At 50.8% G+C, this 11,654-nt stretch carries 7 protein-coding genes; 4 read left to right on the top strand and 3 right to left on the bottom strand.

Going from position 1 to position 11,654, the window contains the following annotated elements; all coding sequences use genetic code 11:
• Positions 1-9: 9 nt before the first annotated feature.
• The 3 genes from H9Q13_RS08535 to H9Q13_RS08525 all read left to right on the top strand — a co-directional run bounded on the left by H9Q13_RS08535 (position 10) and on the right by H9Q13_RS08525 (position 5,493).
• A complete protein-coding gene (locus tag H9Q13_RS08535; protein ID WP_191183380.1) occupies positions 10-945 on the top strand; it encodes a PorP/SprF family type IX secretion system membrane protein in 936 nt (311 codons plus the stop codon).
• Between the two features lie 19 nt (positions 946-964).
• Positions 965-2,947 carry an OmpA family protein gene (locus H9Q13_RS18190; RefSeq protein ID WP_191183379.1) on the top strand — a complete coding sequence of 661 codons (1,983 nt, stop codon included), beginning with the start codon at positions 965-967 and terminating at the stop codon, positions 2,945-2,947.
• Between the two features lie 254 nt (positions 2,948-3,201).
• Positions 3,202-5,493, top strand: coding sequence for a TonB-dependent receptor domain-containing protein (locus H9Q13_RS08525; protein ID WP_191183378.1), 2,292 nt, complete (start codon positions 3,202-3,204; stop codon positions 5,491-5,493).
• A gap of 14 nt (positions 5,494-5,507) precedes the next feature.
• Here the strand turns inward: H9Q13_RS08525 and H9Q13_RS08520 are convergent, their stop codons facing one another.
• On the bottom strand, positions 5,508-6,092 hold the full coding sequence (locus tag H9Q13_RS08520) for a DUF4136 domain-containing protein (RefSeq protein ID WP_191183377.1): 585 nt from the start codon (positions 6,090-6,092) through the stop codon (positions 5,508-5,510).
• Between the two features lie 143 nt (positions 6,093-6,235).
• Complete coding sequence (gene gcvP / locus H9Q13_RS08515) at positions 6,236-9,154, bottom strand: aminomethyl-transferring glycine dehydrogenase (protein ID WP_191183376.1); 2,919 nt, start codon at positions 9,152-9,154, stop codon at positions 6,236-6,238.
• Positions 9,155-9,410: 256 nt separating this feature from the next.
• On the opposite strand from gcvP, the gene H9Q13_RS08510 reads away from it, so the two are divergent.
• Complete coding sequence (locus H9Q13_RS08510) at positions 9,411-10,631, top strand: NAD(P)-dependent oxidoreductase (protein ID WP_191183375.1); 1,221 nt, start codon at positions 9,411-9,413, stop codon at positions 10,629-10,631.
• Between the two features lie 450 nt (positions 10,632-11,081).
• Here H9Q13_RS08510 and H9Q13_RS18000 read toward each other — a convergent pair.
• Positions 11,082-11,654: hypothetical protein (locus H9Q13_RS18000; RefSeq protein WP_224744171.1), on the bottom strand; the 573-nt coding region annotated here is incomplete at its 5' end.

Genomic DNA, 11,654 nt, shown 5'->3' with positions numbered 1-11,654 from the left:
TTTATTACCATGAGAATATTTTATACCCTGCTGGCCCTGATGCTCACTTTTGCGGCTAGTGCCCAGCAAAACCCACAGTACTCGCAGTACATCTTCAACAGTATGGCCATCAACCCGGCCTATACCGGAACCAAAGGTGTGCTCAACATCAATGCCTTTCACCGTTCGCAGTGGACGGGTTTGGAAGGAGCTCCAACCACACAGGCCCTGAGTGTGGATGGAATTACCAGTAGCGAACGCCTGGGTTTAGGAATGAACTTTACCCGCGACAAGATCGGGGCTTATTCTACCACCTCGGCCTACGCTAATGCCGCTGCCAGAGTGTCGGTGAGTGCGCGTGGTGTGCTGAGCTTAGGTATAGCAGCCGGCATTGTGCAAAGCGTGATGGACGGTACTGAGCTGGGTGTGCCGGACGATCCGAGTATCCCCGCAGGGAGGGATGTTTTCTACAGACCAGATGTAAAACTGGGCGTGTACTTTAATACGCCGCGTTTTTACGCCGGACTTTCCGCCTCTGATATTATCCAATACAAAGACGTTTTCCAGATCGAGCCGATCCGCCACTATTATTTCACGACAGGTTATGTATTCGATGTAAGCAGTTTTGTGAAATTAAAGCCAAGTGTGCTCATCAAAGAAGACTTCAATGCCCCAGCCAACGTGGACCTGAACGGCTTTGTGCTACTAGGCGAAAAACTGTGGTTGGGCAGTTCCTACAGAACAAGCATGAACCTGTTCAACAAGAATACGGAAGCTGACCCGGTGAACAAGCGTACCGCCTTGGCCCTGATCGCAGAATTGCAGGTAACCAGTGCCCTGCGCTTGGGTTACTCTTACGATAAAATGCTCAACGACCTGAGTGGTTTCCAATCACATGAGATCTCGGTAGGTTACTATTTCTTCAAGAAGCAGGATACCAAAATGCTGACGCCGCAATACTTTTAATTTCTAGCTCAACCTGCATATGAACTTCAAACATATACCCTTATACCTGATTGTAGCTGTCATGCTTGGCATAACCCCTGCCGCTCAGGCGCAGCAGGAACTCCGCAAGGCAAACAAGCACTACGAAAAATTCGAGTTTGCGCTGGCTTTGGAGCAGTACACAAAAGCAGTTGAAAAACGCAAGCCCGATGTGAAGACGGCCGAGCGCATAGCCGACTCTTATCGCCTGACCCGCCGCTCACAAGAAGCTGAAAAATGGTATGCACAGGTAGTGGCCATGCCAGGCCGTGACCCGCAGAATATCTACCACTATGCAGAGGCTCTTCGCAGCAACGGCAAGTACGAGGAAGCCAAGCAGCAGTACATGCAGTGGGCCGAAGAAGTACCAGAAGTAGAAGAGCGTGCGCAAGCACTAATGGAGGCCTGCGACAAAGCCAAGAGTTGGATGACGCGCCTGCCGCTAGCCGAAGTGCAGCGTTTGAATGGACTAAATGCCAAGGGTTACTCCGATTTCAGCCCGATGAACTATGGGAAGGACGGCCTGATCTTCACTTCAGACCGTGGTACTGAAATAAATGGCAAAGCAACCGGCACTTATGGCTGGACCGGCCGTCCATACCTGCAGCTGTTTATGGCAAGTCGCGATGGCAACGGCAACTGGGGTAAGCCCACGGCGCTGCACGAAATGATCAACGACCAGTACCACAATGCCACGGCCTCGGCTTCGGAAGATGGGCAGACGCTTTATTTCACCCGCACCCACCTGGTGCAGAAGCGCAAGCCCGGCAATGCCGACCCTACCTCTTGGGTAGACAAGGCGGCACAGGCACAGGAGTACATAAACCGACTGGAGATTTTCTCATCACAAAGACGCGGCACTACCTGGTCAGACATCACGCCATTTGCCTTTAATAATGTGGAAGAGTATTCAGTAGGGCACCCTGCCCTGTCGCCGGATGGCAAGATCATGTATTTTGTGTCGGACATGCCAGGGGGTATTGGTGAAACGGACATCTACTATACCTTGCGTCAGGCTGATGGAAGCTGGGGAGAACCTGTGAATGCGGGCATCCTGATTAATACGCCGAGCCGTGAGAGTTTCCCTTACGTGGACAATAACGGTAAGCTCTATTTTTCCTCTGACGGGCACATGGGCATGGGCGGTCTCGATATTTTTGCAGCCGAAGGCAAGCATGCTGCCTGGACCGCTGTTAATAACATGGGCTACCCGGTGAACTCGCCTAAGAATGACTACGGTATCATGTTCAACGAGGATGGTGAGACGGGCCTACTGTCTTCTAACCGAGAAGGGCAGGACGGAACCGACGACCTCTATAGCTTTAAGATACTGCAGAAGCCTGTTGTGCTGGCCGTGACCACGCTCGCGCGTAAACAGAACGAACAGAAGCGTACCATACAGGTGGCCCTGCCACAGGTGCAGTTAGCGATCTCTCAGAAGAATCTGAACGACACCAGCACAGTGACCACCAATACAAGGGGGCAATACTTTATGGATGGCCGCAAAGGCAACACCTACGCCCTGCAGGGTACCAAGCAGGGTTACCTCAACCAGAAAACGACAGTTGAAATACCAAAGACGGCTGCAGATACGGTGCAGGTAGCATTGGTGTTTGACCGTGATGAAAAGAACGTGGCCATTGTGCTAGAGAACATTTATTACGACCTGGATAAGTGGGAAATTCGTTCGGACGCTGCCAAAGAGCTGGATAAATTAGCAGAAGTGTTGGTGTCGAACCCAACCATAAAGATTGAGCTTGGCTCTCATACGGATAGTCGTGAAAGCCTCAAATACAATCAATTGCTTTCAGAGCGCAGAGCACAGGCCGCCGTGGATTACCTCATCGAAAAAGGTATAGCGAAAGACAGGCTGACAGCAAAAGGATATGGCAAGACAAGGCTGGTAAATAAGTGTACTGATGGCGTGCAGTGCCCAGAAGAAATGCATCAGCAAAACAGAAGAACCGAATTCCGGATCAAATAAGAATTTTCACTAAGAGATTTAAGATATCATTAGCTTTCATAGTTTGGAAAGGCTCCGCAGATTCTACGGGGCCTTTTTCTTTATTGGCAGCTTACAAAAGCAGTTTAACTTTATAAGTTAACCAAGTGCCACTTATAACTGTTACGATCCGGTATAGCTTGCCAACTCTCACATAAGTATTAAACCAAATGGAGTGTGGCGCGTTTGGTTAGCAGCTAACTTACCTACATGAATCACTCGCTTACATGAATACAATGACGTTACTGATCCGCTACTTCTTAATAATCATATTGCTGCTCTTCCCATTGCTTAGCCACGCCCAGGAACAGATAACTGGACAAGTATTGGATGCACAAACCCGCCAAGGGCTGGAGGGTGTAACCGTTACGGCCAATACAGGTGAACAAGCACTGACCAACGCGACAGGTCGCTTTGCCCTAGACTTAACTAATAGGGCCTCTTTTTTACTGATATCGCATATTGGGTATAAGCCGGACACGGTTTTTTCACTGAATGTGCAGCAAGGTATGGCCCATCAGGTATACCTGCAGCCACTGACGACCAGCCTTTCGGAAGTGATCGTGACGGGCTACGAGAGTAACCGGCCTTTGCTGGAAACGGCAGGAGCATTGAGCGTGATAGATCGGGAAGTCATCCAGCGCTTTGATGAAAGTTCGTTGGTGCGGGCCGTGAATACCGTGCCGGGTGTGCGCATGGAGGAAAGGGCCACGGCCAGCTACCGACTCTCCATTAGGGGCAGCAGTTTGCGTTCGCCCTATGGTATACGCAACGTGAAGGTATACCTGGGCGAAATTCCCCTGACAGAATCCAACGGCATCACCAACCTGAATTTGCTGGACGCGGCCAACTTCAGCCGCATGGAAATTTTGAAAGGGCCAACGGGCAGCATCTACGGAGCGGGTACGGGCGGCACCGTGTTGTTAGAACCCCGCCGAGCCAATGCCGGTGAAAAGACCTTTCAGGTCGGTTCCACTGTCGGGTCGTTCGGGTTGCGGCGCTATACAACCAGTGCCAGCGTAGGCAGCGAGAAACAAAGCCTATACCTGCAATACACCCGTCAGCAGCTGGATGGGTACCGAGAGCAGTCAGCCATGGACCGCGAGACACTCTTGCTCACGTCCACTTTCAACCCATCCGAGAAAAACACGATCCGGGCGAACCTGATTTACTCAGACCTCTTCTATGAACTTCCCGGCGGCCTGACGGCCGAGCAGTATGGGCAGGACCCCAGCCAGGCTCGCGGCGGAAGGTTCGGAAGCGTAGCCCAAAATGCGTCCATGAATCAGAAAGGTGTTAACATCGGCTTGTCGCAGGAGTACCGCTTCAGTGATAGCTGGAAAAACACGACTGCGTTGTATGGCTTGTTTAGGTATAGAGATCACCCTTTCAACACGGATTACGAACGCAACACCAACCAGGAGTACGGTGCCCGCAGCCGCTTCGTCTACAACACAAGCTTAGGAAACGTGGCAACGACTTTGACCTTTGGCGGAGAATATCAACGGGGCTTTGAGGCAGCCCGTACCTACGATAACAACCAAGGTATAACAGGGGCATTGCGCACCGATGACGAGGTATTGGCCAAAACGGGATTGCTTTTCACACAAACTGAGTTTGAGCTGCCCGGCAACTGGATTGCTACGGCTGCGCTCAGTCTGAATAATACAAAGTATGAAATTACCCGCCTGCACCAGGCTCCAACTGGCAGCCCTTATCAATTTACCCGCGATTTCAGTGCGGTGCTTTCGCCGAGGGTAGCATTGCTTAAGCGTCTGTCCGAGCAGGTATCGGTGCACGGAAGCGTGAGTGCGGGCTTCTCACCGCCTTCTGAAGAAGAGTTATTGACCTCCGATGGGGCCCTGAATAAGGAATTGGAAGCCGAGAAAGGCATAAACTACGAAGCAGGTGTACGCGGCTATACCTTGGGCCGGAAACTGAGCTTTGATGTGGTGGCTTTTCATTTGAGGTTGCGCGAAACCATTGTGAGTCGGCAGGATTTGTCGAGTATAGCAGTTTTCCGGAATGTGGGGGCCACCTCGCAGAGCGGACTCGAAACAGCGGTGGGCTATACCATAATCGAGCATGCAAGCCAGCCTGTCAGCCTGCTGAAGGTATGGGGGAGCTATACCTACAGCCACTTCCGTTTCCGTGATTACCAGAAAAATGAAACAGACCTGACCGGCAACAAACTTACCGGTGTAGCCCCTCATACTCTAACCACTGGCCTCGACCTGGCAACACGCTTTGGACTATACCTTCACCTCACCGCCAATTATATGGACGAGGTTCCGCTGACAGATGAGAACACAGTTTATGCGGAAGCCTACCTGGTGGCAGGGGCACGACTCGGTTTAAAACGGGAATTAGGGCAACACTTTTTGCTGGACATTTTTACCGGAGCCGAGAACCTGAGCGACCAGCAGTATAGCCTGGGCAACGACCTGAATGCTTTTGGCGGACGTTATTTTCAGCCGGCCTCACCCCGAAACTACTATGGCGGGTTTAGTCTGGCTTATAGGTTGTAGTTAGTCCGGCAATCCTACATCGTGCCAGGTGGGTACTGTGCCAGCATGGCGGCAATAGCCCTTCTGATTTTGCTCTCCTCCGTCTGTTTCGCATCTATATCTCCTGCCACTATGCCGCGCCAGACTAGTTCGTTGGAGGTAGCATCTATCAGGTCGATGAACATGGTGCCAACCGGATATCTGCCGATGGGTCTGTAATTAGGAAAGTCCGTGGTATTGTAATTGAAACGGTAACCGTACCAGTAGCTATACCCGAAGTCAGGCGATTCAGCGGCTGCGGCCGGTGCCTGTGCCACGGCGAGGTCATAAGCTACTAGCAAGTCTGGGTCTTGGGCATCAGGCTTAAGGCCCTTCTTCACCAGCTCGGCAGCCACGGCGTCGCGCACCCGCCTGTCGAACAAAGGTTCAAACTGAGTGGGGTCGGCACTGGAGCCAGCAGCCGTTGGCTCTACCAAAGCGAAGGTATGGTATACCTGGAAATCCACGGTGCCGTCGAAAGAGGTGTCGGCAACAAAGGACGGCAGACAGCTACTCAAGCCGATAAGCAGTACAGTAGCAAGGTATAAAAAGCTGTTTTGAGTAGGTATAGCGTGTCGCATGGCACTGTTGGTTTAGGTATAGAAGCTTGATTATACAACAGGTATACGACACGGAACAGGCTGTAGGTATAAGCTACCTTGCCACCCAAAACAAAAAAGCCTGACCAAACGGTCAGGCTTTTCAGGTATAAGCTTAAGAAGGATTAGCCGATGGCTACCATCTCGTTTTCATTCTCGTTGTAAGCCTCAATTGGAGCGCAAGAGCAAACCAGGTTACGGTCGCCATAAGCGCTGTCTATGCGGCTAACGGTTGGCCATACCTTGTTGTCGCGTAGGTAAGCCATTGGGAATACCGCCTTCTCGCGAGAGTAAGGGCGCTCCCAGTTCTCCACCATGGCTACTTTCAAGGTATGCGGTGCGTTCTTGAGCACGTTGTTTTTCTGGTCAGCCTTGCCCGCTTCGATCTCGCGGATCTCTTCACGGATCGAGATCATCACATCGCAGAATCTGTCCAGCTCTTCCTGTGCCTCCGACTCGGTTGGCTCCACCATAAGCGTGCCTGCTACCGGGAACGATACGGTTGGCGCATGGAAACCATAGTCCATCAGACGCTTCGCAATATCCTCTACCTCTACACCGAACTTCTTAAATTCACGGCAATCCAGGATCATCTCGTGTGCGCAACGGCCGTTAGCGCCTACATACAGCACAGGATAATGTTTCTCCAGACGCGCCTTGATATAGTTCGCATTCAGGATCGCCACTTTAGTAGCTTCCGTCAGTCCGTTGCCACCCATCATCGCAATATAAGCATAGGAGATTGGCAGGATAGAGGCAGAACCCCAAGGTGCAGCCGAAATAGCATTGATCGCTTCCGGACGACCTAAGTCAACCACAGCGTGACCCGGCAGGAATGGAGCCAGGTCTTTCACCACACCGATCGGGCCCATGCCAGGACCACCGCCACCGTGAGGAATGCAGAACGTCTTGTGCAGGTTCAGGTGACAAACGTCAGCGCCAATGTGCGCCGGCGACGTAAGGCCAACTTGTGCGTTCATGTTGGCGCCGTCCATGTAAACACGGCCACCATTGTCATGTATTACCTGGCAGATCTCGATGATAGATTCCTCATATACACCGTGTGTAGATGGGTAGGTCACCATCAGGCAAGACAGCTCGTTTTTGTACTGCTCAGCCTTCGCACGCAGGTCCGCCACGTCGATGTTACCTTTCTCGTCGCATTTCACGATCACTACTTTCATGCCGGCCATTACCGCCGAAGCTGGGTTGGTTCCGTGCGCAGAAGAAGGAATGAGTGCTACCGTACGGTGATGATCGCCGCGAGACTCGTGGTAAGCACGGATTACCATCAAACCAGCGTATTCGCCCTGCGCACCTGAGTTGGGCTGCAGTGACATCGCATCAAAACGGGTAATCTCGCAAAGCCAAGCCTCCAAATTCTTGAAGATCTCAGCATATCCTTGCGTCTGGTCAGCAGGAGCGAACGGGTGCAGCTGCCCAATCTCTGGCCAGGTCACCGGAAACATCTCGGCTGTAGCGTTCAGTTTCATGGTACAGGAACCCAACGAGATCATGGAGTGAACCAAAGAAATATCCTTGTTCTCCAGGTGTTTCATATAGCGCAGGATCTCATGCTCCGAGTGATGCTTGTTGAACACCTCGTGCGTCAGGTACTCGCTTGTGCGGATTAGTTTTTCAGTCCAGGTGATCTCTGTCTCCTCTGGCAGTTCGTCTATACCTAGCACGTCAGCCGACTTGCCGGCTACTTTGGCGAACACGGCCAGAATGGCTTTCACATCTTCCAGTTCTGTGTTCTGGTGGAGGGAAATACCGATGAAGTTCTCTTCGAAGTAACGGAAGTTGATACCTGCCGCTTCCGCTTCTGTACGGATAGCGTTTTTCATATCAGCACTCTCCACCGCGATTTTCAGCGTGTCGAAATAAGCTTCGTTCAGTTGCTCAAAGCTCAATGCTTTTAATCCTTTCTCGAGTTGCTGCGCCAGGGCGTGTGTGTTCAAGCCGATATACTTTAAGCGACGTGGGCCATGGTAAACGGTATACATACCCGCGATTACCGCCAATAGTACCTGCGCCGTGCAAATGTTAGAAGTAGCTTTCTCGCGACGGATGTGCTGCTCGCGTGTCTGTAGCGCCATACGATAGGCCTTGTCGCCGGCAGCGTCCACCGAAATACCGATGATACGGCCCGGGATCACACGCTTGAAAGCGTCTTTTGTGGCAAAGTAAGCCGCATGCGGACCACCAAAGCCCATTGGTACACCAAAGCGCTGGGTAGTACCCACCACTACGTCGGCACCCATCTCACCCGGAGGGGTCAGAAGCGTCAAAGAAAGAATGTCAGCAGCCACAGCTACCAGGATATCCTGCGCGTGTGCTTTGCTAATGAAATCAGTATAATCAAAAATGGCACCGTCGGCAGCAGGATACTGTACCAAAGCACCGAACAATGTTTCGTCAGCGAAATCAACTTCGCGGTGGTCACCGATCACCAGTTCAATTCCGATAGGTATAGCACGAGAAGTAAGGATGTCCAGTGTTTGCGGCAATACTAAGTTGGACACGAAGAAGCGGTTGGCATTCTTGCGGGTGCCTTTGCGCTGGGCAAAAAACATACCCATAGCCTCAGCGGCAGCGGTTCCTTCGTCCAGAAGCGATGCGTTGGCAATCTCCATGCCGGTCAGGTCCATCACCATGGTCTGGTAATTGATCAGCGCCTCCAGGCGGCCTTGTGCGATCTCGGCCTGATAAGGAGTATAGGCGGTATACCAACCCGGGTTCTCCATGATGTTGCGGAGAATCACAGGGGGCAGAATGGTGTCGTTATAGCCAAGGCCGATATACGACTTGTATACCTTGTTCTTTCTGGCGATCTCACCGAATTGCTTCAGGAAGTTGGTTTCAGAAAGCGCCTTTGGCAGATTAAGCGGCTTTTTAAGTCTAATGGCGGCCGGTACGGTCTCCTCAATCAGTTGATCCAGCGAGTTTACCCCGATGGTTTTAAGCATGTCCTGCATTTGCTCTTTGTCAGGGCCGTTGTGGCGCTCCTTAAAAGTATCAGCAGGTTTTGTTTTAAGTATCATAACGATGAAGTATTGATTGGGAATTTTGGGATTTTCTATTGCTCTGGAAGGCAAGCCAAAGGCGCTCTTTCAGTAATTTCTACAAAAGTAATAGTAATTGTTTATTATATTGAAGCATGAAAGCTAAATAGTTCTGGGTGTGACAAGTGCCTTTAACACTATTATATAAGGAGCATCTCTATATAAGGTATAGCGGTCGGCTTTCCCCAGCCTTTCAAACACAAATGCTAGCATAACAATTCACAAACACGCACCTATGGAAAAAGTTAAGATCGGGATTATAAAGGAAGGCAAAATACCAGTAGACAAACGCGTGCCGCTCACCCCTAAAAAGTGTGTGGAAGCCATGCAGGGGTTTTCAGGGGCAGAGGTGGTGGTGCAACCCAGCGACGTGCGTTGTTTTACAGACGAAGAATATGCTGAACTGGGTATAACCCTGCAGCAGGACTTAACTGATTGTGATGTGCTGATGGGGGTGAAAGAAGTGCCCGTTGACCAATTGATTCCGAACAAGACCTATTTCTTCTTTTCCCACACTATAAAGAAACAGCCACACAATGCCAAACTGCTTCGGGCTGTACTCGACAAGAACATCACTCTGATAGATTACGAACTCCTGACAAACCAACAAGGACAGCGAGTAGTAGCCTTTGGCAGGTATGCAGGTATAGTTGGTGCTTATAACGGTATCCTTACCTATGGCAAGAAGTGGAAACTTTTCGACCTAAAGCCTGCCTACCTGTGCCATGAGATGGAAGACATGCAGGAAGAATATTTTAAAGTAAAGCTACCCCCGATAAAGATTGCCGTAACCGGGGGTGGACGTGTGGCAGGAGGCGCCATGGAGGTACTAGACAAGATGGGCATAAAAAAGGTGAGTGTGTTCGATTTCCTGTACAAGCAGTTTAAAGAACCAGTCTACGCGCAACTGCACTCAGGCGACTACAACAACCGTCCCGATGTGGAGGTATGGGACTCGCCGGATTTTTATGCGCATCCGGAGTTATACCAATCGACCTTCCGCAAGTTCACAAAGGTGACGGATCTGCTCATGGCCTGTGCTTACTGGGACCCACGTGCGCCGAAGCTATTCTCAGAAGAGGATACACGGCAACCCGATTTTAAAATCGACACCATCGCCGACATCACCTGCGATGTGGATGGCTCTATACCTACTACCAAACGCGCTACTACTATAATAGAACCTACTTACGACTATAACCCAAATACCGGCGAGCTCGAGCCTCCTTATAATAGAAAGGATAACATTACTATAATGGCTGTTGACAACCTGCCATGCGAACTCCCTCGCAATGCCTCCCGTGACTTTGGTCGTAACATTATAGATTATGTGTTCCCACAGTTCTTTAATAATGATGAAGGGGGAATGCTCGGCAGAGCCACAATAGCTAAAGGAGGAGAGCTGACCGAAAGATATAAGTATCTGCAAGAGTATGCTGAGGCTGCTGCCGTGTAGGTATACACTGTTTATAATATAGTAGTAAATAAGGTATAGCCAAATATGTAGGCTATACCTTATATTGTTTTAAGGCAAGGTATAAAGCCTATATAATATAGAATGGGAACGAAGGAATTGATAGAAAGAGAAAGACCATGCAGGAACATGAAGAAACTCCTAAACTATTTTTAAAATTTTAAAGGTGCAACTCAGCTAGTTAAGCGGAACCGCCCGGTGTCCGGGGCCAAAGTTGGCGGCTACCCCTTGCGGATTCGGGGATTTTTGAGACCTTTGCACTCCCAACCCGGACAAGCCGGAGGGGGGAACGGGCCAGCCGGCAGGGCGGCCCGCGGCGGCTGGCTCAACGGGCAAACGTCGGAAAGAAAGACTGAGAAAAAAACTTTCGCCGAGGGCTTGCAGATTGAGAAAAGCTGCTTACCTTTGCACCCCGCTTCGAGAGGAAGGGGATTAGGGAAGGCCGCTCACGCAGGCCGAAAAGAAAAGGAAAAAAAGTCTGAAGAGGTTGTTGCGGATTGAAAAACTCTTCTTACCTTTGCACCCCGCTTCACAGGGAAGCGTCCTGGAGCGCCTGGTAACACAGGCCGGAAAGGGAAAGGGAAAAAAGTTTTTGAAAGTTGTTGCAAGTTCGAAAAAGCTTCTTACCTTTGCAACCCGCTCCGAAACGAAGGTTTCCGGGGCGAGAGAAACAGAGTGCCGATCGGCCGGAAGGGTTGAGAGGGAAGAGAAAAAAGATTGAAATTTTGCTTGTGGATTCGGAATTGTTTTCCGACCTTTGCACACCGAAAACGAGGAACGCTCGGCACGGGAGCGCAAGCAAGACAGGCCCCAGGAGGTTGGGGCGCTACTGGAAGAGGAAGTCTTCCGAAAGTTCTTTGAGAGATTGTTGAGACAGAAAAGAAAAACAAGATAGGTACATCCGCGCGGGTGTGACTGCAGAGTCACCCACCGCGTCAATTCAAGAGAATTAAAAAGGAAAAGGCCGGGGTCGAACGGACACATTAGCTCTTCGGAGCTTGAAAA

It is taken from the genome of Pontibacter aquaedesilientis, from assembly GCF_014773225.1.
Classification (GTDB): domain Bacteria; phylum Bacteroidota; class Bacteroidia; order Cytophagales; family Hymenobacteraceae; genus Pontibacter; species Pontibacter aquaedesilientis.
This window is presented reverse-complemented; position numbering and strand designations above follow the sequence as displayed.